Annotated in this window: 24 protein-coding genes and 3 tRNA genes; 4 read left to right on the top strand and 23 right to left on the bottom strand. The window is 47.8% G+C overall.

Annotated features, from left to right (window positions below):
- The 14 genes from ACWA6V_RS01835 to prmB form a co-directional block, all read right to left on the bottom strand.
- On the bottom strand, positions 1-740 hold a 740-nt coding region (locus tag ACWA6V_RS01835), incomplete at its 3' end, for an SAM-dependent methyltransferase (RefSeq protein WP_449520910.1).
- A gap of 2 nt (positions 741-742) precedes the next feature.
- Positions 743-1,585, bottom strand: a complete 843-nt coding sequence (locus ACWA6V_RS01840; RefSeq protein WP_449520911.1) for a DUF1365 domain-containing protein — start codon at positions 1,583-1,585, stop codon at positions 743-745.
- Between the two features lie 33 nt (positions 1,586-1,618).
- Positions 1,619-2,887 (bottom strand): NAD(P)/FAD-dependent oxidoreductase, encoded by a 1,269-nt coding sequence (locus ACWA6V_RS01845; protein ID WP_449520912.1) that lies wholly within the window; start codon positions 2,885-2,887, stop codon positions 1,619-1,621.
- A 10-nt stretch (positions 2,888-2,897) separates the two neighbouring features.
- On the bottom strand, positions 2,898-3,707 hold the full coding sequence (locus ACWA6V_RS01850) for an SDR family NAD(P)-dependent oxidoreductase (RefSeq protein WP_449520913.1): 810 nt from the start codon (positions 3,705-3,707) through the stop codon (positions 2,898-2,900).
- 12 nt (positions 3,708-3,719) lie between these two features.
- Positions 3,720-5,141, bottom strand: coding sequence for a cryptochrome/photolyase family protein (locus ACWA6V_RS01855; protein ID WP_449520914.1), 1,422 nt, complete (start codon positions 5,139-5,141; stop codon positions 3,720-3,722).
- Complete coding sequence (locus ACWA6V_RS01860) at positions 5,138-5,572, bottom strand: nuclear transport factor 2 family protein (protein ID WP_449520915.1); 435 nt, start codon at positions 5,570-5,572, stop codon at positions 5,138-5,140. Before ACWA6V_RS01860 ends, ACWA6V_RS01855 begins: the two co-directional genes overlap by 4 nt.
- 9 nt (positions 5,573-5,581) lie before the next feature.
- Positions 5,582-6,496, bottom strand: coding sequence for a MerR family transcriptional regulator (locus ACWA6V_RS01865; RefSeq protein WP_449520916.1), 915 nt, complete (start codon positions 6,494-6,496; stop codon positions 5,582-5,584).
- A complete protein-coding gene (locus ACWA6V_RS01870) occupies positions 6,496-7,455 on the bottom strand; it encodes a YbgA family protein (protein ID WP_449520917.1) in 960 nt (319 codons plus the stop codon). Before ACWA6V_RS01870 ends, ACWA6V_RS01865 begins: the two co-directional genes overlap by 1 nt.
- Before the next feature lie 215 nt (positions 7,456-7,670).
- Positions 7,671-8,645 (bottom strand): HTH-type transcriptional regulator CysB, encoded by a 975-nt coding sequence (cysB, locus tag ACWA6V_RS01875; RefSeq protein WP_449520918.1) that lies wholly within the window; start codon positions 8,643-8,645, stop codon positions 7,671-7,673.
- 287 nt (positions 8,646-8,932) lie between these two features.
- On the bottom strand, positions 8,933-9,838 hold the full coding sequence (locus ACWA6V_RS01880) for a 5'-nucleotidase (protein ID WP_449520919.1): 906 nt from the start codon (positions 9,836-9,838) through the stop codon (positions 8,933-8,935).
- 28 nt (positions 9,839-9,866) lie between these two features.
- Positions 9,867-10,637, bottom strand: a complete 771-nt coding sequence (locus ACWA6V_RS01885; protein ID WP_449520920.1) for an amidohydrolase — start codon at positions 10,635-10,637, stop codon at positions 9,867-9,869.
- The gene (locus ACWA6V_RS01890) at positions 10,630-11,817 is read right to left on the bottom strand and encodes an MFS transporter (RefSeq protein ID WP_449520921.1); all 1,188 of its coding nucleotides are present in this window, start codon (positions 11,815-11,817) and stop codon (positions 10,630-10,632) included. Before ACWA6V_RS01890 ends, ACWA6V_RS01885 begins: the two co-directional genes overlap by 8 nt.
- A 96-nt stretch (positions 11,818-11,913) precedes the next feature.
- Positions 11,914-13,014 (bottom strand): chorismate synthase, encoded by a 1,101-nt coding sequence (gene aroC, locus ACWA6V_RS01895; protein ID WP_449520922.1) that lies wholly within the window; start codon positions 13,012-13,014, stop codon positions 11,914-11,916.
- A 112-nt stretch (positions 13,015-13,126) separates the two neighbouring features.
- Entirely contained in the window at positions 13,127-14,056 is a 930-nt protein-coding gene (gene prmB / locus ACWA6V_RS01900) for a 50S ribosomal protein L3 N(5)-glutamine methyltransferase (RefSeq protein WP_449520923.1), read from the bottom strand.
- Positions 14,057-14,200: 144 nt separating this feature from the next.
- On the opposite strand from prmB, the gene folE reads away from it, so the two are divergent.
- On the top strand, positions 14,201-14,740 hold the full coding sequence (gene folE / locus ACWA6V_RS01905) for a GTP cyclohydrolase I FolE (RefSeq protein WP_310070282.1): 540 nt from the start codon (positions 14,201-14,203) through the stop codon (positions 14,738-14,740).
- Between the two features lie 92 nt (positions 14,741-14,832).
- On the opposite strand, the gene ACWA6V_RS01910 is transcribed toward folE, so the two are convergent.
- From ACWA6V_RS01910 to ACWA6V_RS01935, 6 genes are all read right to left on the bottom strand, one after another.
- Entirely contained in the window at positions 14,833-15,741 is a 909-nt protein-coding gene (locus ACWA6V_RS01910) for a DUF4892 domain-containing protein (protein WP_310070280.1), read from the bottom strand.
- A gap of 40 nt (positions 15,742-15,781) precedes the next feature.
- A complete protein-coding gene (locus tag ACWA6V_RS01915) occupies positions 15,782-16,654 on the bottom strand; it encodes an alpha/beta fold hydrolase (protein WP_449520924.1) in 873 nt (290 codons plus the stop codon).
- Positions 16,655-16,701: 47 nt separating this feature from the next.
- Positions 16,702-17,172 carry a phosphohistidine phosphatase SixA gene (gene sixA, locus ACWA6V_RS01920; RefSeq protein ID WP_310070274.1) on the bottom strand — a complete coding sequence of 157 codons (471 nt, stop codon included), beginning with the start codon at positions 17,170-17,172 and terminating at the stop codon, positions 16,702-16,704.
- Positions 17,173-17,529 (bottom strand): DUF4389 domain-containing protein, encoded by a 357-nt coding sequence (locus tag ACWA6V_RS01925; RefSeq protein WP_449520925.1) that lies wholly within the window; start codon positions 17,527-17,529, stop codon positions 17,173-17,175. It lies immediately after the preceding gene.
- Positions 17,529-18,548, bottom strand: a complete 1,020-nt coding sequence (locus ACWA6V_RS01930; protein ID WP_310070270.1) for an NAD(P)H-dependent glycerol-3-phosphate dehydrogenase — start codon at positions 18,546-18,548, stop codon at positions 17,529-17,531. Before ACWA6V_RS01930 ends, ACWA6V_RS01925 begins: the two co-directional genes overlap by 1 nt.
- A 508-nt stretch (positions 18,549-19,056) precedes the next feature.
- Entirely contained in the window at positions 19,057-19,557 is a 501-nt protein-coding gene (locus ACWA6V_RS01935) for a flavin reductase family protein (protein WP_449520926.1), read from the bottom strand.
- Positions 19,558-19,952: 395 nt separating this feature from the next.
- Between ACWA6V_RS01935 and ACWA6V_RS01940 the strand changes: the two genes are divergently transcribed.
- From ACWA6V_RS01940 to ACWA6V_RS01950, 3 genes are all read left to right on the top strand, one after another.
- Positions 19,953-20,029 (top strand) — tRNA-Pro (locus ACWA6V_RS01940).
- Between the two features lie 37 nt (positions 20,030-20,066).
- Positions 20,067-20,143, top strand: a tRNA-Arg gene (locus ACWA6V_RS01945).
- Between the two features lie 94 nt (positions 20,144-20,237).
- Positions 20,238-20,313 (top strand) — tRNA-His (locus tag ACWA6V_RS01950).
- Between the two features lie 91 nt (positions 20,314-20,404).
- Here ACWA6V_RS01950 and ACWA6V_RS01955 read toward each other — a convergent pair.
- The 3 genes from ACWA6V_RS01955 to ACWA6V_RS01965 form a co-directional block, all read right to left on the bottom strand.
- Positions 20,405-21,886: an FGGY family carbohydrate kinase gene (locus tag ACWA6V_RS01955; RefSeq protein ID WP_449520927.1), complete on the bottom strand. Its 1,482-nt coding sequence runs from the start codon at positions 21,884-21,886 to the stop codon at positions 20,405-20,407.
- A 50-nt stretch (positions 21,887-21,936) separates the two neighbouring features.
- Positions 21,937-22,278 carry a DUF1820 family protein gene (locus ACWA6V_RS01960; protein ID WP_449520928.1) on the bottom strand — a complete coding sequence of 114 codons (342 nt, stop codon included), beginning with the start codon at positions 22,276-22,278 and terminating at the stop codon, positions 21,937-21,939.
- Positions 22,279-22,442: 164 nt separating this feature from the next.
- Positions 22,443-23,972, bottom strand: coding sequence for a DHA2 family efflux MFS transporter permease subunit (locus ACWA6V_RS01965; RefSeq protein WP_449520929.1), 1,530 nt, complete (start codon positions 23,970-23,972; stop codon positions 22,443-22,445).
- Positions 23,973-24,049 lie beyond the last annotated feature (77 nt).

The raw sequence follows: 24,049 nt of genomic DNA on the forward strand, positions 1-24,049 counted from the left end.
CGATCACTTAAAGCCCGTTCGGCCACTCTAGCCAAAGCATATTCGCGCTGCTCGCAAGAAATAGTGGTAGTAGTAACACGACACCCATAGTGTTGCGCTGCATAAATTGCCATGCCGCCCCAACCTGTGCCTATCTCAAGCAAGTGATCGTCCGGCGTTAGTTGTAATTTTTCACAGACACGTTGCAACTTATAGACCGATGCTTCTGCTAAAGATGCATCGGGTGTTGGATAGATTGCCGCCGAATACATCATGGTGCTATCGAGAAACAAGCGGAAAAAATCATTGCCCAAATCATAATGGGCAGAAATATTTTTACGCGATCCCTCTTTGGTATTGCGATTAAACCAATGAAAGACTTTTAACAGATACTGTCCGATAAACGATTGCTTTGAATCCATTGCATCAAGTGCATCGATGTTGCGCACAAATAAGCGTGTGACTTGGGTAAGATTGGGTGTTGACCAAAAACCACTCATATAGGCTTCACCTGCACCGACCGAACCACCGAAGATGACATCCGAATAAAGTTGTGCGTCATGCACATAAATATCGGCCACCAAATCTGTGTGATCAACTTGTTGGCCAAACTGGAACAGCTCGCCTTGCTCATGGATGCGCAAACAACCCTGCTTCAAACCGCGCAGCAACTTAAATAACATCGAACGAGCGATACTTTGGTTGCGTGTTAAAGATGACACTCGATGTTTTGGCAACAGCCTGATACTAGTGGTTTTCACAATTATTCCCCTGTCGTTTTAAGTTCAGTGCTGCTCGCAGCAGGCAAAGGGTTTATGGATTGATGTGTGTAAACAGGCACGCCTTTAACAAACAGGCGCACAGCTTGCCAATAAATGGCAACAGGAACTTTTATTGCAGCCCAAGGTTGCAACCACAATATTTTTTGTAACAGCGATTTTGTCCAAGGCTGGCGCTTGAGCGTCAGGGTTGCATCCATATGACAGCTGGAATGCAGGGTGGAATGATTTTTCGGATCTGGAACGCGCGCATGGTTTTCCATATGCACCAGCACATTTTCGGCAGGTACAGAACTGACCCAGTGATATTCCATATCCAACGGGTTAAAAGGCGATACATGGAATTTTTTATCGAATTGCGAATTGGCTTTACCGGTTCTTTCATCGCAATGAATGAGATAAGTGTGGCGTTCATTCCAAGGAGTGTTATTGACCTGTGCAAGGATCATTGCCGGCTTGTTAGCGCCTGCGTCAAACAGATAATAAAAAGTGACTGGATTAAAACAAAAACCAAAAATACGTAAATTGGTCAGCATACGTACAGCGCCGTCAGGACAGCGCAATAAATTTTCTTTGTTCGACGCCAATAATACATTCACTTCACTGCGCACAGCTTCTTTTAAGGGCACTGCTGGATCACCCAAAAAATCCGCACGCCGAAAACTGCCAAAATTGGCACGGTTATATGACCAACCTTTCACGCCATCAAACAAGCCGGGCAATTCATCGAGATCAATATAAAACAAAGTCGATGAATAACTGAATTCATGATGCTTTGGAAAAAAGCGCCTATGGCGCAAGCTGCCCTGATAAATTGCACTATGCATAGAGCGCCCCGGATGCAGATGGCAAGAACGTCATTACCACATTTCCCCCAGCGTCTCAGCAACGCGGATTGCAGATACTACGCCGTCCTCGTGGAAACCGTTACGCCAATAGGCGCCGCAAAAATGCGTGCGGTTGACGCCACTAATCTCCGCCCACCGCGCTTGCGCAGCGACCGACTCGCGCGTAAACATCGGATGGCTGTAATGGTATTCTCCATAAATTCTCTCTGGATCTATGGCGTTTCCCGCATTCACAGTCACACAAAATGTGGTTGCAGAATTAAGCTTCTGCAAGATATTCATGTTGTAGGTCAACGCGACATTATCTTCGCCATGATTCAGCAGGATGTAGTTCCAACTAGCCCATGCCCTGCGCGATTTGGGCAGTAGTCTGGTATCGCTGTGCAACACAACTTGATTAGATTGGTAGGGAATCGCAGCAAGAATGTCATATTCCGCCGGTGATGGATCGGCAAGTATTTTCAGTGCCTGATCGCTATGACATGCAAAAATAACCTCGTCAAATAATTGTTCACCGAACAGAGCGGTCGTCACAGCTACGGAATCCTTACTGCGCTTTACACTGAGCACCGGGCAATTTGTATAGATTGTATCTCTATATTTTTCTGTCAGCGGCCGTAAATACTGATGGGAGCCACCCTTGATGGTGTACCACTGCGGCTGTTGGGTCACGGTCAATAAACCGTGATTGTGAAAGAATCTTACGAAAAATGTCAGAGGCATAGCGGCCGCGACTCCAACCGGCGATGACCAGATCGCGGAGACCATGGGCAGGATGTAAAAGTGAATAAACTTTTCGCTGTAGCCTTGTAACTGCAAATATTCACTCAGAGTTTGATCTTCTGGAATACAATTACCTTTATAAAGCTGGGTGCAAGCCGTATTGAATTGCACAATTTCTTTTAACATGCGCAAGTGGGACATATTGAAAACATTTTTTCGTTGTGCAAAAACGCCGTTCAATGAAGTACCGCTATATTCAAAACCTGTACGCTGGCAAGCGACACTAAAACCCATTTCGGTAGGTTGATATGCAACATCCAGCTGCGCGAGCAATTTTAGAAAATTGGGATAAGTGCGATCGTTGAATACTATAAATCCTGTGTCAACAGCCAGCTTGCCTTCAGGCGCAGTAACTATCTTGGTAGCCGTATGGCCACCGATTTCATTCCCTGCCTCAAACACACTTACGTCGTGGCGGCGAGACAACAAGTAACCGCTCAGTAAGCCGCTGATTCCTGAACCTATGACGGCAATTTTTTTTCTGGCAACGACAGTCATGCGTAAACTCTTAAGGTGAAGTGCGTGATATTTTTTGCAATAGCCATACCTGTGCACGCAGCGGCAAACAGGCGATCGCATTCATCAGCCACACCAGTGGCCAGGGGAATTGCACCAGCCAGTGGCGATTGTTAATACCTTTCATAATATTGGCTGCAGCTTCCGCTGCCGTCTGCGCAAAAGGCATAGGGAAATCATTACGATCAGTGAGTGGGGTTTTAACAAAACCCGGGCGGACCAGAGTGATATCAATAGGTTCGTTGGCCAAATCCACCCGCAGTGAGTTGAATAAATATTCAACTGCAACTTTCGAGGCACCATAAGCTTGTGAACGTGGCATGGGCAAAATGCTGGCCATACTCGATATTCCCACTAGTTGCGCTCGCTGCATCTGCGAAATATTTTCAGGCAACGTTTTTTTAAGTAACTTTTTTTTGCGCAACAACGGCAAACAAAACAACAAACTGTTGACGGTGCCTTGCCAATTGATCGCCATGACTTTATCAAACGGCTCGCGCGATAAATTATTTACGTCAACGTACTCGCAAGTGCCTGCGTTTAAGACAGCCAGATCCAAATGTTGGACTCGTTGATTAATCCATTCCCCTGCGCGCTGACTATCCCCGGCATCAGCAAGATCAACTTTTACGGGCACACACTGCTGCGGAAATTGTTTGGCCAGTTGTGCCAAACGCTCTTCGGAACGCGCCAGAGCCAATACTGTCGCGCCCTGCTGCAGATAGCGCAGCGCCAGCTCATAACCAATCCCACTAGAGGCGCCGGTTATTAATACTGTGTAAGGCGCAGGACTGACATTCATAAACTGACTCGACTAATGCGCTGTGGGCGGCAACTGTGCGAAGAGCGCTATGGTTTCTTTTCGGCTCGCACTCAAATCGACAATCGGGCGCGGGTAATTGTTCATTGCAGGCGGATTATGAATGTGTTTATTCGACAAATGCGCCAACTCTGGAATCCATTTACGAATGAACTCACCGTTTGGATCAAAGCGTTCAGATTGGCTAACGGGATTAAAAATGCGGAAGTAAGGTGCGGCATCGGTACCGGTGGAAGCGCTCCACTGCCAGCCGCCGTTATTGGCTGCAAAATCACCATCGATGAGCTGCGCCATAAAATAATCTTCGCCCCAGCGCCAATCGATCTGGCAGTTTTTAGTCAAAAACATAGCCACAACCATGCGCAACCGGTTATGCATCCAGCCGGTCCCGTTCAATTGGCGCATGGCCGCATCGATAATTGGAATACCGGTTTTTCCCTCAATCCAGGCAGCAAAAAGTGTTTTGTCATAGCGCCAGGGGAAAGCTTCTGTGTGTGCCTGCATAGCCTTGCGTTTGCATACCTGAGGATAATCCACCGCTACATGCTGATAAAATTCCCGCCAGATTAATTCACTAATCCAGCAGTTTGCGCCTGTATTGCCGCCCTCCCACTCACCATGGGTATAGGCGAGTACAGCGGCTATTGCTTGGCGAGGGGATAAGGAACCTACTGCAAAATACGGCGATAAACTTGAGGTACCATCAATCGCAGGAAAATCACGTTGATCTTGATAACGGGTAAGGGATTTTTCAATAAACAGATCCAACCGGCGGTAGGCCTCATCTTCACCCGCTGGCCAAAGTTCCGACAAATCGCGCAACTCATGCGTAGAAAATAATTGATTAATGTCGGCAAACGATGCAGTCGTTAAACCAGCAAGCGAAGTTTGTTTGGCTGGCAGGCCCAATGGTTTTATCGCCACTGGCATCACGGTCTGCAGCCATTTCTTCTTAAACGCAGTGAACACTTTGTAGGGATCACCTTGGCCATTGCGAATCATGCCCGGTGGCACTATGCAACGGTCATGGCAGCGCTTTACCAGGATGCCGTTATCGCGCAACAATTGATTAACAGCGAGATCGCGATTCAATTCATTCACGGGATATTCCGCGTTGAAATAACAATGCCCCGCCTGTACACGCTGTGCTATACGCAATAACTCCGGAGCGATTTCTGCCGGCTTTTGTACGCGAATAACCAGTAATGGAATATTCAGACGGGCGAGATCTTTCGCCATTACGTGCAAATGGCGGCGCACAAAATCAAGTTGTACTGGCGCAATGGTATGAAGGCGAACATAAGCATCGCAGTGTACGTAAACAGCGACTACGCCCTGCCCCATCTCTGCTGCTTTAAATAAGGCGGGATTATCGTGTATACGTAAATCATGGCGCAGCCAAACTAGCGCGGTCATTTTGCGCCCACCTTTTTCTTTATCCGTCGAATCGCAAACCCCATCACTGGAATATGCTCATAGAGCATGGAGCCTGCATCAAAGTAATCGCGGTGGTAATAGATTTTATCGTTGAAGAGTAGATGAGTGTTACCCGTCAACTCCAGAAGTTTTCCTCCGGCTAATTTATTGTGGCGGTAATGCATAGTCCAAAACAATATAGCTTCACCGCGCGCAGTCATTTCCATAGAGTGATGGAATTCAAACCGACACTCGACTAAATCATCCATCATGCCAGCATAATAGTCCGTGAGATTTTTGAGGCCATTAACTGCGTGGAGCGGATCGCGGAATTGAATATCTTCGCTATAGATATCCGCCAAAGAGCTGAGAATTTTTTTATCGAAACGCAAGTACAAATTGCGTACTTTTTGCGGAACCGTAAGCGTCATACAAATGACTCATCCCTTCAACAATTGGTTTATTGTGGTCAGTACTTGTTGCTGGCTGTCGCAAGCATAAGCGACACTGCTAAATTCAGGCGCTAATGCACGAACAACCCGCGCTACATTGCCCGCCAATACCACAGCCGTGGCAGAACGCTCCCGCAACAGATTCAAGTGTAGCTGTAGCTCGCTGGTATTTACGGTTTCACTACCAATAATTACCACTATTTTTGCAGTCAGAGCCTCTGCAGCCAGTAACGATTCCTTTGCATTCAAATACCCCAAAAATTCAGCCTGATATTGATTCACCAGAAGCCCATAATTCAATATTTGTGGCAATAAAGAATCCTCATCCGGAGTAGCTGACACCATCAGGATTTTCGCCCCTTGGGCTGCCTGCCGTTGGCGGCATTGGGCGGCCTGAATATATTCCAGCAGCACGGCCGCAAAAAACCCGCGACGCACGGGCCTACCAGGCTCCTCCCCTTGCAACTCCGCTATCAATGGCAATAGCAAATAATCGGCAATCATTGGCACTGGATACAGCGAAAACGTTTCTTCAATCAAGCGCTCAAGCTGGTTGCGGTTAAATGCGGTAATTGTCATTTGGATTTGCTGCGACAATTGCAACCAAATTGAATCTATTTCCGGGACAAAATCACCGCGCTGCTCATCGGCAAGTAACGCCTTGACTTTGCCAATCGCCAACCCGCGCCCCAACCACACCTGAATTTCTCTAACGCGATCAATATCGGAACGGCTATAAAGCCTGTGCCCTTTGGAGGTTCGCTGCGGAATTAATAAACCATAGCGACGCTCCCATGCTCGCAAGGTTACGGTATTAACACCTGTTAAGCGTGAAATTTCACGAATGGGTAAGGCATCCTCTATCGACACACTATCCCCTTCAGTTTCAACAATAATACTCACTAACTATTCTCTAGGATGTGATTACGCAACCCGAGTCGTTCCGGATGAGGCGACCAAAAAGTTTGGGATTTTAAATAAGGGTTGTCGAGTTTTAACAAATGGTGCTTTAGTAGGGTCAGCGGCACTACCAAAGGCACCATACCCGCTTTGTATGAATCAATCAGTTGCGACAGCTCTTGTTTATCTTGGGTGTTCAAGTGCTCTTTCAAATAACCACGCAAATGCATAATTGCATTGGTGTTACCTTTACGCGAGGCATGATGCGCAAGCGCCTCCATAAATAAACGGAAAAATTCATCACTGCTTGTCTGTATATCCCGCCCCGACAAATTGGACAGATAGCGACCTATGGTGAAATAGCTGGGCACATGATGCGCCATCACCTGATATTTGTAGCGAGAGTAGAAATCAATCAGCTTTTTAGCAGTGGGGGCAGCGGCAACGCTTGTCTTGAAATCGTGATAAGCAAAGACCCGCGCCAGAAAGTTATCGCGCAGCCCGGCATCATTCAAACGCCCTGCTTCCTCCACTGGTAAAAGCGGCATCAATTCCATGAAACGTTGAGCATAGGCACCGCGGCCCCTACCATCAGCCGTGTAGCCATTATCGCGATAGCGCTTCATGCCAAACACGCCGCAACTAGGCGAATTTTGCATAAAAACATAACCACAGATATCAGGCATTTGTTTTGCGGCAAACTCTGCTTGCTCGACCAGCGCATCGGTCACATCCAACTCTGGGTTTTGAACACCGCGCACGCGAGTTTCATCGCCGATGATCACCAACCGGATTGGCTTACGCGGCACACCCAAACCAATAGCAACTTCTGGACAAACCGGGCGGAACTCGATGTATTCACTAAGGACATCGGTTAGGTAGCGGTTGCGTTTATGGCCACCATCAAAACGGACCTGTTCACCGAGCAAACATTGACTAACGCCGAGAGGAATTTTGCTCATATTAATCCTATACAAATTATCAAGCCTGTATAAGTTTTACACCCAAAACTTATACAAAGCAATAAAATTGTATAACAAAAGGCAAAATAGATAACACGAAGAGAAACTGCAATCAGGAAATGGTAATCACAAACAGCATGAACCATAACCGCTAACAGACTGATAGTTAACAAAAAAGCCGAACATATGTTCGGCTTTTGCGGTAATCATTTTGATCAATGTGTAGGTATTTCTATATCCTCAAACAAATCATCCAGTTCCGCTCGCGAATGACGGTTAAAGGCTTCATTAATGATATCTTTAGTTAAATGGGGCGCAAACTTTTCGATAAAGTCATACATGAATCCACGCAGGAAGGTGCCGCGACGGAAGCCAATCTTGGTCACACTCGATTCAAACAAGTGACTTGCGTCCAACGCAACCAGATCGCTATCAGCCGTTTCGTTGTAGGCCATGCTGGCAATAATCCCAACACCCAAACCGAGTCGGACGTAAGTCTTAATAACATCGGCGTCGGCAGCAGTGAACACCACTTTAGGTGCAAGACCACGATTGATAAAGGCCTCATCCAATTTGGAGCGCCCCGTGAAACCAAATACGTAGGTTACTATTGGATACTTAGCAACTTCTTCAAGAGTCAGATTGGACACTTGTGCAAGAGGATGATTCTTGGGCACCACAACACTACGATTCCAGCGATAGCAAGGCATCATAATCAAATCGCTGAACAACTCCATCGCTTCAGTGGCAATTGCAAAATCCACAGTGCCATCAGCAGCCATTTCGGAAATCTGCATCGGCGTCCCCTGATGCATATGCAAGGCAACTTCTGGATATTGCTTGATGAATGAGCCAATCACGGGCGGCAATGCATAGCGAGCCTGGGTATGGGTCGTCGCCAAGGTCAAGGTGCCCTTGCGTTCATTACTGAACTCCTGGGCAACCTGTTTGATACTTTCAACTTTGCGTAGAATTTCGCCCGCAGTCTTGAGAATTGCCTCACCTGCCGGGGTAATGCGGGTTAAATGCTTCCCGCTGCGCGAAAAAATTTCAACTCCCAACTCGTCTTCCAGCAAACGGATTTGTTTGCTGATACCCGGTTGTGAGGTGTACAAACTCTGTGCAGTAGCTGACACGTTCAAATCGTGATGCGCCACTTCCCAGATATAGCGTAGTTGTTGCAGCTTCATAAGCCCTCCGATTGGCTCACTCACTGGAGGAATTTGCCAAAGGCATTCACCAGAAAAACCCAAGAGCGAACTCAGGGTTATAAAATCAAGTTAGATTATTCACTTCTAGAATAGATCACATTGCCCGTCTGTGCCCAACAATTATTAATTGTGCTACAGGCCAGCCTTGTTACAACTTTAGACTATATCCCGAAAATTCAAAGTATTTGGCAGAGGAATATTACAAAAACACCAAAAAATAGCAGATGCACACCCTATATTGGGTATATGTCATGAGCCGCCAACATTCAAGAAACTGGTCGATTGGCTATTCCGTGCGGTACGTGACCAGTAGCAACATGCTCGCGCGCTGACTCGCAATGCATAGGTTGATCATCAAAAAAAACATCTGCACCATAAGCTTTGAGGAAAGTACCTTTGGCAAGCCCGCCCAAAAATAACGATTCATCTATACGGATATTCCAGGCGCGCAAAGTGCGGATTACCCGCTCATGTGCAGGTGCCGAGCGAGCAGTAACCAATGCAGTACGTATCGGACAATTTTCACCAAACTCGGCTTGTAAACCTTGGAGTGCGGCCAAAAATTGTTTGAAAGGGCCTCCGCTCAAGGGTTCTTTTGCAGACGCTTTTTCGCTTTCAGTAAATGCGGATAGCCCTTGTAATTTATATACCTGCTCTGCCTCATCAGAAAAAATGACCGCATCACCATCGAAGGCAAACCGCAGTTCATCTTCATTATCAACCTGGTTATTCGATGCAATTAAGGTCGCTGCCGCCATGCCGTGGTCAAGCGCTTGCCGGACATCATCCGGTTCGGTAGAGAGAAACAAATGGCAACCAAATGCGGAAGCGTAGCGATAAGGTGAAGTACCACCGCAAAATGCGGCACGGCTAATTTTAAGACCGTAATGTTCGACTGAATTAAACACGCGCAAACCGGTATCCGCACTGTTACGCGACAACAAAATCACTTCAACGCGCGGCTCTCCGCCCAAGCGCTCATTGAGGCGTAACAATTTTTTTACTAACGGGAATGCATCACCAGGGGCAAGGATTTCATCTTCATGCTCAATTTGATACTGCGCATAAGCAGCCAGCCCTTCATTCACATAAACCTGATGGCTTTCATCCAGATTAAATAATGCTCGCGATGAAATCGCTATCACCAGCTTATCGCCAAAACCTTTAGGCATGATTAGTACTCTCCGCTAAAGCTCACATTCATCGTTGCAATATAAACTCATCCGCATCCAAATGGGCGGGAAACCGCTCGCGATACTCAGTTAATTTTTCTGCGTATAACTCGACCGTTATTAATTCAGCCTCTTGGCTCGTTGCAATCAACTCACCCGCGGCACCGTAGGCACTGGAGTCACCAGCATAATGCTGCCCTGCCTCATCCATGCCTACGCGATTGACACCCACTACGTAACTTAAATTTTCAATTGCACGCGCTTGCAACAGCCGATTCCAATGCAAAGCGCGCACACTCGGCCAGTTGGCAACATAAATCGCCAAATCGTAATCGTTGCGGTTGCGGCTCCACACTGGAAAGCGCAAGTCATAACAAATTAATGGCAGCACCCGCCAACCATTCAACTCAACCAAAACGCGCTCATTACCCATTGCATAGCGGTTATGTTCGCCGGCCATCCGGAACAGATGGCGTTTATCGTATTCGCTATAACTGCCGTCCGGGCACATCCACACCAAACGATTAAAATATTTCTCACCGACTTTAACCACTAAACTACCAGTGACAACTGCATTGTGCCTGGCGGCTTGTTGTTGCATCCATTCGTAGGCAACGCCATCAACTGCTTCAGCATGGCTACGCGCACTCGCGCAAAAACCGGTGGTAAAAACTTCCGGCAATACAATCAAATCTGTTTTGGTGATTGCCTCCATCGATTGGGCAAACACATCAAGATTTTTTTGTGGATCATTGGGCACAATGACTTGCTGCACCAGAGTCACGGTCAAATTATTCACGATGAGCCTCTCCTCCAACTTGATGAACAGGATGCAACCAAAAATAACAAAGTACGAATGCAATCAACACTGACACAGCAGCTAACAAGAATGTTGTTGATGCACTATAGTCCCACAGCAAGCCACCTATCAATGCTCCAGCGGCACCGCCTGCGCCAAAACTGAAAGAGCTATACATTGCCTGCGCCTGCCCTTGATTAGCACCCTTAAAGTGGGTGCGCACCAGCTCAATGGAAACCGCATGGGCGATACCAAAGCTGCATGCATGCAATAGCTGCGCAAAGAGCAACACCGCGAGGGATTCAGCACCATAAGCAATTAACAACCAGCGCCCGCTGGTCACTAACAAGCTAAACAGAATTAAGGAGCGCAGGCTAAACCGATGCAATAATTTATGCATGACAATAAAAATGGCAACTTCGGCAAGTACACCAAGCGCCCATAACAACCCTGTCGCAGTGCTACTGTAACCGTAATTTTCAACAAGATAGAGCGTATAAAATGTGTAGTAAGGGCCGTGACTGAGCTGCAATAAAAAACTGGCGACTAAAAAACACAGAATGGTTGGCTGCAACACCAGGCTTAAAAAATTCTGCCGCTGTCCATCGGATTTTTTTGCGCTTGCATCTTGCAAACTGAGACTGGAGAGCCAAATCAAAATCAAAAACGTGAGGATAAACAGCGGTAAAAAACGGATTGGCATCACATCAAATATCAACCCGAGCCCTACCACTGCAGCGATAAACCCCACCGAGCCCCACAACCGAATTTGACCGTATTTGTGATAGTTATTACCCAAGTACCCGAGCGTAATCACTTCAAATTGAGGCAGTACCGCATGCCAGAAAAATGTATAACAACTCACGACTAACACTAACCACCAATAGCGCTGGTCAAGCAAAATTCCGGCAAAAATAATACTCGCGGCCAAACTACCCAAACGAATAATGCGCAATCGCTGTTGTGTGTGATCAGCCAACCAACCCCAAAAATTCGGCGCGATAATACGTGTCGCCATAATGATGGAACTGATGATGCCAACATCCTGAGAGGAATAACCGAGGGATTTGAGGTAAATTCCCCAGTAAGGGATCAGAGTCCCGACGACAGCGAAATAGAAAAAATAAAAACCGGACAGGCGCCAATAGGGAATTGCTTGCTGCGCAAAAGAAAGGGCCATATAAAAGATAACTGAAAGGAGAAACAACAGAAGGAGTGAATCAAACATTGGATTAGTCATCACGAAGATGACTAATCCAACACACCCTTGGAGAATTTATTTCACGCTGGCAGGGATAACCGGCACAGAATGTTTAACGGCACCATTTTGCCCGCGCTGACGCAACAGGTGATCCATTAAAACCAACGCCAACATCGCCTCGGCAATTGGCGTTGCACGAATCCCAACGCAAGGGTCGTGACGGCCTTTGGTAATTACTTCAACTGCGTTGCCGTGCACATCCACACTACGCCCGGGAATATGCAAACTCGATGTCGGCTTGAGCGCAAGATTCGCAATAATATCTTGCCCGGAAGAAATTCCACCCAATATGCCACCGGCATTATTAGATAAAAAGCCCTCAGGGGTCATCTCATCGCGATGCTGGCTACCGCGTTGTGCGACGCAACCAAAGCCCTCGCCTATCTCAACCCCTTTTACTGCATTGATACTCATCAACGCGTGCGCAATTTCTGCATCGAGGCGATCAAAAATCGGCTCGCCTAAACCCGGCGGAACATTGGTGGCCACTACGGTAATTTTTGCACCGATAGAATCGCCTTCTTTGTTGAGCGCTTGCATAAATGCTTCCATTTCCGGCACCTTGCTGGCGTCCGGGCAGAAGAAAGGGTTTTGATGGACCTGATCCCAATCGACAGTGTCAATTTTTATCGGGCCAAGTTGCGATAAATAACCGCGCACTTCAATACCGTGAAAATCTTTTAAATATTTTTTAGCGATAGAACCCGCCGCAACACGCATGGCCGTTTCGCGCGCAGAAGAACGCCCACCACCGCGATAGTCGCGCACGCCATATTTTTGCATGTAGGTGTAATCCGCATGCGCGGGGCGGAATTGGTCTTTGATATTGGAATAATCTTTGGAGCGCTGATCGGTATTTTCGATCAACATACCAATCGGAGTACCAGTGGTTTTACCCTCAAACACACCGGATAAAATTTTCACCGCATCCTCTTCGCGACGCTGGGTGGTATAGCGTGAGGTGCCTGGCTTGCGACGGTCCAGATCAATTTGGATATCGGCTTCAGTCAATTCAAGACCGGGTGGGCAGCCGTCCACAATCGCACCCAAGGCCACACCATGGCTCTCGCCGAAGGTAGTCACAGTAAACAATTTGCCGTAAGTATTTCCAGACATTAGCTATTTCCTGACATTAGGGATTTCCTGACACTAAGAATCCAACAACGGACCAATAAAAAAGTGCGCCGATTATACGTGACTTGCCCAGTAGACGCATCGCATCATTGGCTTAGAGCACGCCAGCACTACGTGCATTGCGCAAATCCCGGGCAGTCAAGACAAACACACCGTGGCCCCCGCGCTCAAACTCCACCCAAGTAAATGGCAGTGTTGGATAAGCGCCTTCCAATGCGGGCCAGGAGTTGCCGACTTCCACGACCAACAATCCCTCTTCGGTTAAAAAATCCGCAGCCTCCTTCAGCAAGCGGCGAGTGAAATCCAAGCCATCATTACCGGATGAAAGCCCCAACTCGGGTTCCGCATGGAATTCATCGGGCAAGCTCGCCATATCATCAGCATCGACATAGGGAGGATTGGAAACAATCAAATCAAAACGCTGCCCGAGCAGGTTTTCAAACAAATCTGACTGCAGTGCAAAGATGCGCTCCGTCATGCCGTGCTGTTGGATATTCTCCTCGGCCACCGCCAAGGCATCGTAGGAAATATCGCTCAATTGCACTTCTGCATCGGGAAAAGCATGGGCGCAGGCGATACCGATACAACCGCTGCCAGTACATAAATCAAGAATCTGTTGCGGCTCGTTAACCAGCCAGGGCGCAAAGCGTTTTTCGATCAACTCGGCAATCGGCGAGCGAGGTACCAGCACCCGTTCATCAACCACGTAGGGCAAACCCGCAAACCAGCCCTGGCCGGTGATATAAGCAGCCGGAATACGTTCTTCGATACGACGCTGGATATTGGTTACCACCCGCTCACGCTCGCTACGGGTCAAGTGAGCGTCCAACCATTCATCGCCTAGTGGAGGCGCCAAATGGATTGCATGTAAAACCAGTTGTTCGGCCTCATCCCAGGGATTATCAGTGCCATGACCGTAATAGAGTTTGGCCGCGATAAACTCACTGGCTGCCCAGCGTAAAAAATCGCGAATCGTTAATAACTCATCGCGTGCTTGATCAAAAATTGTAGTGGAAGCAACCATAAAAAACCTCGGACTGGGCAGAGAGCGGGCATTCTACCCAATAAATCGGCCAAATCAGGATTTATGTTTTCTAGAAATTGGCTGAAAGCGGTAAACTGCCGTTTTGTGACAGGCAGAGCACTGCTGCCGCTTGAGGAGATTCCAATGAGAGAACATTTTGCGAGCATTATCGCTGGCGTTGGTGAAGATTTAACCCGCCCAGGCCTTCTGGATACGCCGGATCGTGCTGCCAAGGCCTTTCAATTTTTAACCCGCGGCTACCACCAAACACTCGATGAAGTCGTCAACGATGCGCTCTTTCCGTCTGACTCGGATGAAATGATTATCGTAAAAGATATCGAACTCTATTCGCTATGCGAACACCATCTTTTGCCATTTATCGGCAAAGCTCATGTTGCTTACATACCAACCGGAAAAGTGCTGGGCTTATCAAAAGTGGCCCGTATTGTTGATATGTTTGCCCGCCGGTTGCAAATACAGGAACAACTTACCGTACAAATTGCCGAGTGCATCCAGGATATTACCGGGGCCTCCGGCGTAGGTGTGATCATCGAAGCAAAACATATGTGCATGATGATGCGCGGTGTTGAAAAACAAAATTCGTCAATGAAAACATCCGCCATGCGCGGAACATTCCGCAGCAACCAGGCCACGCGCAATGAATTTTTATCACTGCTGCGCTAATAACTTTCGAATAATTCTTACCCAACAAAAAGGCGGCATCATTGTGTGATGCCGCCTTTTATTTTCATCCAAAATAATTAATCTACTGTAGATCAATCATTTACTTTTACAACTTCCACCCGGGCGCTTCTATCCCCCCTACCCGCTGGTGCAAGGCTACCAATACCGTATGTCGTTATGCGCGCAGCAACTATGCCTTTTTCTTGCAGCGCCGCTTTCAGTTGCGCAGCATAAAGCAGTGAATCTTTTTGTTGCTGTGCAAGAGGGACTGGTGCGTAATCATGCCCGACCAGCGCAAGTCTCCAATCGACTTTTTGTGTAAGCGCATCAATGAGTGCTTGCAGATGTGCCTGTTTGATTTGGATATTCGTACTGCCCTGCGCATCTTCAGCCACCAAATCGGGGAATACATAATAGCCGTTGGTTTCAAGTGATTTAATAATCGATTCGGGACTTGACGCTATACCAAGCTCGATAATTTTATCGACATGCAGCACATCCAACTGCACATATACGCGCTTGTTACCGCGCTGCACGGCGTAAAGCGCGACATAGAAAGGTTTTTCATCCGCTGTCGTCACTTCATAAGCGCCGTATTGCTGGAACTGATCTAACCCGTAGAGCATCTGAAGCTTGAAATGATTATTGGCCCAGGAGTTACTGGTTCCGCAATCGCGGCTCTTGCAATGGAACAACTCGCGAAAATTAAAATTTTGTAATTGATCCAGATAAAAATCAAAACCGTTACTGGCACTGTGCCCCTCCGGTAACTCCAGCGTGTAGCGTGCAAGCGTTCCACTTAAACGCTGCTGGCGATCTACCCGCCAGCTGCCGGCGATTTTTTTGTAACTTCCTAGCGCCAACACATATTCATCCGTTTCTGCATTGCTTTCAAATATCACTCTGGCATTGTGATAATTTTGCACAGGCAATTCCGCTGCAGATAACACACCGGCCATCAATAACAAAAACGCCCCACTGATAAAACGTACAAAATTCATAAGCTCTCACTAAACAATAGCCGTTATTGTTAATTGGGTTTTACTTGATGAATTGAGAAAAAAAACGGTTAAGCTTTTCTGCGACCAAATCCACCTCTCGCTCCATATGCAAATGGTGCCCACCGGATAAGACCTCATAATCCACCTGCGGGAATTGTTCAACTTCGTGTAAATAATTTGCATAGAGCTTTGGCAGACCATCATGTGCCAAAAGCAATTTTATCGGTGCACTAACTTGATTGACAAACGCGTGGAGATGCTCGCGCGATAATTTAATCATTGAGGGAGCCAGTAAGCGCGGGTCAGTACTCCATGAAACGCCACCTGCTTGCGCAACCACGCCGCGCTCCGTCAACGCCTTGGCCGCCGCATGCCCAAGCGGAAACATACCACGCTCACGCGCCTTGATTGCAATACTCATATCAGGATAAATAGAGGGAATTTTTCGCTGTTGGACGCGCAACCCCTGAATAGCGCTAGCCAGTTGTTTGGGGGCTTCCTCCGCGCGCGCAGGTTCAGGTAATAAGCCTTCAACCAACCCTAGCGCGATAAATCGCTCAGGAAAAGTACCTGCGGCAAGAGTGCCGATAATTGCTCCGCGCGAGTGCCCTAGAAGTACAAAACGCTCCCAACCAAAATGATCGGCAACCGCGAGAATATCGTTGATATCATCCCAAGGGGTGTAAGCCATTTGACCGGGGCGATGTTCACTTTGGCCATGGCCTGCCATATCAAGCGCAACAATATGCAGATTTTTCAAGCGCGGTGCCAAAGCAAAGAAGCTTGCAGCGTTATCCAACCAGCCATGTAATGCAAGTACAGGTAGTTGTGTTGAATCGCCCCACTCCTGCGCAGCGAAATTCATTCCATTGATGGTAAAACGCAATTCGCGCGGACCGGGTGATTGCGCCATAAAAAGATCCACTGAGGAAGTAAGAAATAAAACACGGTTGTTTTATTTTAGGCGTGATCCAGCCAAAGTAAATCGCCCATGTCGGCGGCAACCACTTGCGCGCGGATCGCCGCGAGGGAACTGGTACCCATTGGATAATAATCACCAGGTTTACCGCACAGCAAATTGACGAGCGCCCCCACCAATGGCTGGTGGCTCACCAGCAAGAGTGATCGATCAGTGCCAATAAACTGCGCATTGAGTTTATCCAACCAATTCATTAACACTTGCGGATTGGCCTCAGGTACTAACAAATCGGTCGTTTGGATTTTCAACCCGGGAAAATAACTCAACGCAATTTCTGCTGTTTGTTGTGCACGCACCAAGGGACTCGCCCAGATTTGTACAAGGGGCATATCCGCAATGCGCTCCTGCACAATTCTGGCGGTATCATTGCGGCCTTTATTAGTCAGTTGCCGCGCATCATCGGAAGTGATCTGCGCTTCCGCCTGACCGTGACGCAAAATAAAAATCGTCATTTACTTTGCGGCTTCTTCGGGAGCATCAGCCACAAGTGCAGGCTGAACAGGTTGTGCAGCAACTTCCGGTTCAGCACTTGAGTTCGCAGGCCAATCAGCAAACGGAAACGGTTTTTCTTCGCTGCTGTAACACAAAAATTTTAATACATTGTAAATGTACGTAGACAGTGAATGACCAAAGCGACGCAGGTGTTGATTGTCTTCACCGGTAATCAATGAAAATACAAATTGCACTGCGACCAATACCCACATCACCAAACTTGCCAGTTGCAACACTGCCGCAAACAGCAACATAAACACCAAACGCAACCAGTGTTTACTGGAGGTGAGATTGGATTTTAATTGTTCATTGTCCATTAGTTTCCCCTTAAATATTCAACGTCATCTGCTTGCTCGCCCACCATTAAACCACGGGCGACCTCGGCAATCGCTTTTTGTTGGAAGAGCACCGCATAAAGCCCCGACACCAAGGGCATATATACCTGCAACTCATCGGCCTTTTGCTTCACTTGGCGGAGCGTGTTAACCCCTTCGGCGACTTGCCCCAAGGAGGCCACTATCTCATCCAGTTTTTGCCCTTGCCCCAATGCAAATCCGACGCGGTAATTCCGGCTCAAATCCGACGTACAAGTGAGAATTAAATCGCCCACACCCGCCAAACCTAAAAACGTCATGGGGTTGGCCCCCATCATCTGCGCAAAACGCCCCATTTCTGCAAGGCTGCGGGTAAGCAACATTGCCTGGGTATTATGGCCAGCACCCAGTGCTGCGGCCATGCCGCAAATAATAGCGTAGATATTTTTCAGCGCGCCGCCCAACTCTACACCATAGCGGTCATGATTGGCGTACACGCGGAAGGTGGACGACTTCAAGGTCTCCTGCACGCAGCTGATAACACTTTGGTTTTCGCTAGCGATAACAGTTCCGGTCTGCTGCTGTTGCACAATTTCTTTCGCAAAGTTGGGTCCACTCAATACACCGATAGGATGGCCAGGCAGCTCTTGCTCAAGAATCTGGCTCATCAGGGTAAACCCTTCCGGCTCTATCCCCTTGGCAGTGCTTACCACCATAGTCTCGTCACCCAGCAACGGTTTTAACTGTTGGGTTACCGCACGAAATGAATGGCTGGGGATGGATACAAATACCAGATCAGCCCCTGTCACCGCTTGCGCCAGGTCAGAGGTAATTATCAGCTGCTCATGGAGCATATAACCGGGTAGATAGCGAGCATTTTGGCGCTCGGATTCACAAACCTCTGCCTGCTCCGCAGAGCGCATCCACAGGTAAGTTTGATGGTTGTTACAAGCGATGATGTTGGCAATTGCCGTACCAAAACTACCACCACCAAGCACGGCAACCTTCAATCGTTTACTCATAAATAAATCCACTTTTTTGAACAAGAAAAAACGCTAAAAATTTCGTCACCTGTTACGGCATAAAAGATACAAAACACACAAACTGTAACTTTTTTGCACAAAAACCTTCATCAAAATTTTGTCCACATTTTCTGTGGATAACTTGGTGGATAGTTTTTGGGAAACCGCCTCAAAGGCTTATAAAATCAGTACCAATGACAAATTGATCAAAATTTAATCTATATGAAAATATCTTTATTTTTCATAGTGTTACACAAAAAAACCAGATCAAAAGCTCATTTTTTCACGTTTTTGATCAAGCCATGAACTGCTTGGGCGCTTAAGCACATGAGGTGTGCATAAAGAGTTAGTGGTTATTAACCTTAAACAACCGATAGACACGAAATATTCATATTGCAAGGTAAATTTTTGCTAAATGTTTGCGTCATTTTGAACCACAATTTTTAACAATCACCTTCACCTGCCTAATACGCGATGGATTGTCTTGTGGGCAGCTCATAGCCGGATGTTATTGACGCGCAAATGCACCATAGCTGCCATCAGCATAAAGCAATGGATTTACATCTGCGCCATTTAGAATCACTTTATGGATAACACCGATAATGATCTTGTGGGTTCCGTAAGTGGTTACCTGGTCAGTCTGGCAGACAAAAACAGCCTGGGCATCGGCAAGCACAGGCAGGCCAGTATCGTCGTCTTCCCAATTACCAATCTCAAAGCGATTACGGTTGGGTTCGCGCCCGGCACAAATATTGGAAACATCCTGATGATCGGTAGAAAGGACATTAACAGCAAACTGGCTACCTAAAGTTGCCAAATGCCCCTGTTGAGACACTAACTGATTAATGCACACAAGTAGTGATGCGGGTGAATCAGATACTGAAGTGACCGAAGAGACTGTCATCGCAAAACGTTGATTGCCGGGTAAAGTCGTCGATAACACACAAACACCAGACGCCAGACGGCGCATACCCAACTTCATTGAAACCGCTAAATTATTGTTTTGCATAAAATCTCCCAAACGATAGTTGCTTATTCTGACTAGCTGGTGGGCGACACACAAGCCTAAACAAAGACTTGGCACCCTGTTTCAGCAGCAAGATTGTCAGGGTCACATAAATACAGCCATAGGCAAAACTCAATGGGCTCGCGGGTAAAATGCTATAACACCGCCAGTTGTTACTCCTTTATTAAAGATCATAAGTGCCCTCGTGAAGGCATTTATTGCGAATACCAGAATCTCAATCCAGGGTTCTTTTATCTATCTGAACACGGCTTACACAAGCTGATTAGAATTTAACTCAACGCGCTAAATATTTTATTTTGTTGTGTTTTTTCCGTTGACGATAGAGGAACTCACCGTTAATATGCGCACCACTTGAAACGCAGTCAGTTTTAAGTCGTCGGAGTGTAGCGCAGCCCGGTAGCGCGTCTGTTTTGGGAGCAGAATGTCGGGGGTTCGAATCCCTCCACTCCGACCATCTTTTTTATCGAACCTGCGAAGGTTTGTTCCAGCATGTGCCCGTAGCTCAGCTGGATAGAGCACCCGCCTTCTAAGCGGGTGGTCGCAGGTTCGAATCCTGCCGGGTGCGCCATTTGGGCAATTAGTTACTCGCCCACACTTCACTTGATAAGCTTTCTATTGGGGTCTAATCCCATCATATGGATGTGTTGTTTGTTCTCGCTACGGTGGCTGTAGCTCAGTTGGTAGAGCCCTGGATTGTGATTCCAGTGGTCGTGGGTTCGAGCCCCATCAGCCACCCCAATCCCTCATAGCAAAAATATCCACATTAAGATCCATATTTTATTCAAGCCTTGTGATTTCCCCTCGAACATAAAACCCCTTTTTACACATCTTATTGCGACAACCATTGCTGCATTGCCTGCTGCCACGTTGACATGCGCTGCAACAATAAGGGATTAGGCTGCGGGGTAAATACATCCTCCTGCAAAACCGGCTTCCAACTTTGTGGTAAACCAGCGGCCATGCAGGCTGCGCCTTGTACGGTTGCATCTGCGTTATCGCTGCGGTGAACATTGGCGCTGGTGAGGTCTGCAATTTTTTGGCAGACGGCATCGGCTTTGCTGAATCCGCCGCTGATAATTATTTTTTTCGTGCTGCCAAGTGGATTCATCAGTTTCACGTTGATAACAATTTGGAAAATAACAGATTCAATCCACGCGAGAATTTTTTCTTCTGCCGATAAGCTTTCACTACAACGCGATTGCAAATCGGTTCGCCAATAAGGTGCGCTTAAGCCGCCAATGGCATTCAGGAAATAGCAATCAGCTGTGGGATCTAGTGCAAGGGCGCTGTCAATGTCTTGCGGGGTAATCGCCAAACCGGTTTGTTGTTGGATAAAACTGATCGCAGCCGCTGCGCCGTTTACGGTTGCCTCCCATGCGTAATATTTTTTATCTACAGGATTTTCCGGCAACCAGAGCGGACTCACCAATAACCCTTCAGGCGCACGCAAATTTTCACTCAGGCGCTGAATAAATGCGCCGGTGCCGATATTGATGTAACAGCTATCAAGTTCCGGCAAACCGCGCGCAAAAAGCGATGCGCCTTGATCGCGTGCGCTCGCGGTGAAAGGGATTGTGTGATCGCCCAATTGCAAATTGCCGAAGTGGCTGTTGTGATACTGGCAATGCGGCAAAACATTGCGCGGGATCTTAAAAATATCCAGTAGCGATTGATCCCACTCATTGCTCTGCAAATTCCATAACAGTGTGCGCTGGGCGTGACCGGGATCGACAAGAGTTTGTTTGCCAAGCAAATGCCAAAAAATATAACTGACGATGGGGCCTATGCTGAGGCAATTATCTTGCTGTGCTTGCGCAACTTTTTTATTGTGCTCCAGACACCAACGCATTTTTGTTGCGCCGTAATGCGGCGATAAACGCAAACCTGTCAGTTGTTGGGTTTGCTGGTGGGTAAGTGGAATATTGTTTAGGTAAGGTTCGCCGCGAGTATCTTGCCAACTCAACACTGGCGTCAGTGCTGCACCGGTTTGATTATTCCAACATAAAAGCGATGAACCCTGCCCTGCAAAACTCGCGGCCTTAATACGTTTTACATCACCCCCAAGATGCTGCTGAATTTCCCCTAAGCAATCGCGAATACCGGCAAGAATTTCTTCGCCGTTTTGCTCGATGTGTTCGTAGGGAGAGGATTCTGTTTTGTGATGTGTTGTTGCGCAGGCAGCAGAGTAACAACAGATTTGTTTGCCTTCAGCTGAATAGATTGCAATGCGGGTGCTTTGGCCGCCCTGGTCAATTGCTAAAAACAGATCGGTAGCGGAGGCGGATTCAGTAGCAGGATAGGTTGTGGACATAGCACTTGCTCAATAAGGTTATTGAGCAAGTGTAGCGAGAAAATGCGATGTTATTCGCTAAGGTTAGGATTAGGAACAAATCCGCCGTAGGGAAATTGGGCAATTTTGTCGCTGCCGCCTTTGACCTCGGTAATCTTGGCGGGACCTTCTTTTTCTACCTCATCGATGCGCACAATGGAATGCATCGGAATGTAGGAACGTTTTACACCGGCAAACTCGGTTTTGAGTTTTTCTTCGGCGGGATCAATCAATAAACCGCTGCGTTCACCAAACACAAATTCTTCAATTTCGATGAAGCCATACATTTCGCTTTGATAAATCGCAGAGCAAAATACTTCGTAAACCTGACCTTGGTTGAGGAATATCACTTTGTATACGGGTTTAACAGCCATAAGACTCTCTACTACAAACTCAAATAAGACAAATTTTACCAACCGGGTGCAGCCCGGCAAAGGGCGCGAAGGATAGCACACCTTCTTGCTATTCTCGCCCTGTTTGGCTGGTTTTCATACAGGCACATTAGGCGATTTGGTTATGAGTGGGCGCAGGCTCTGTATTAGTCCGCAGCAATGGGCGGTTGCGGCGCGGCACCTTTTTGCGGGGCGCGCAGCAATAACAACAGCGGCAAGGCCGCGATGGTCACCCACATCATCAACTGGAAATCCTGCAAGTACGCGAGCGTTGCCGCTTGCCGTTGGACTTCATTGTTGATTGCCATCAGCCCCTGGATGGTATTGATATCCCAGTGGCCGCTCTCTCCCACTTTCAGAAGCGCTTGATTGTAGGGATTAATGTAATCGGCAAAGGCGGCGTGGTTGCGTTGGATGTTTTGCTGCAGCTCCGCCATCACCACCGAGATCCCAATACTGCTACCAATATTACGCGTCAGGCTAAACAGTGCGGTTCCCTCGTTGCGATAGCGCCCTTCCAAACTTGCAAAGGCAATCGCCGACAGCGGTACAAAGATAAAACCCAGACCGACGCCCTGTACAACGCTGGTACGAATAATGTCCCAACTGGTGACAGTCGTGGTGAACAGAGTCATTTCCCAGAGCGAGACAATCGTCAGCAGCAACCCGAAAAAGACTTGATGACGCGGATCGATTTTGCCTGCGATCTTGCCCACGACCATCATGGAAAACATTACCCCCATTCCGCGTGGCGCCATTACCAAGCCGACATCCACTACCGGATAGCCCATCAGGTTTTGCAGGAATGGCGGCAATAGCGCCATAGTTGCGAGCAAAATAATGCCGACGACGAACATAAAAATCAGGCCGACGGAAAAGTTGCGATCTTTAAATATCGCCGGTTCGATAAACGGCTGCTTGTAGGTAAATATGTGGGTGATAAACCAGTAAAAGCCCAAACCCATCAAGATACATTCGGCGATGATCTCCGGGCTATGGAACCAATTCTGGCTTTCGCCCCGGTCGAGCATCATTTGTAGCGCGCCTATCCCCAAACTCAGGAAGGCGAAGCCCATTAAATCGAAGTGGCGGGCTTTGTCGATCAGCGTTTCTTTCACCGTCGCCATCACACCGATAAACGCCAGAATCCCCAGCGGTACATTGATATAGAACACCCAGCGCCAGCTGTAATGCTCGGTCAGCAGCCCACCGAGCGTTGGCCCAAGGATCGGCCCGAGGACAACGCCCATCCCCCAGACTGCCATGGCCTGGCTATGTTTCTCTTTGGGATAGGTATCCAGCAGGATTGATTGGGACAGCGGCACCAAGGCAGCGCCGAAAATACCTTGCAGCAAACGTGCGATGACCACCTGCGGCAAATTCTGCGCAATACCGCAGAACATCGAGGCGATGGTAAAACCAGCTATAGACCAGAGCATCAAACGCTTGCGCCCGAAGCGATCCGACAGGAAACCGGTGAGCGGCAGAAAAATCGCAGCAGCGACAATATAGGAGGTCAGCACCCAGGAAATCTGATCCTGGGTCGCTGACATACTTCCCTGCATATGGGGCAAGGCGACGTTGGCAATGGTGGTATCCAGCGCCTGGATAATTGTCGCCAACATCACCGAGGCGGTAATCAACCCGCGCTTGCTGGCAGGAACCGCGCTATCCATGGGAACTTGATCAATCGCTGCCTGAGCCACAACACTTTCCTCGCAGAGCCAGACTAGATAGAAATACCGAGCAAAGA

Source organism: Cellvibrio sp. (assembly GCF_053579595.1).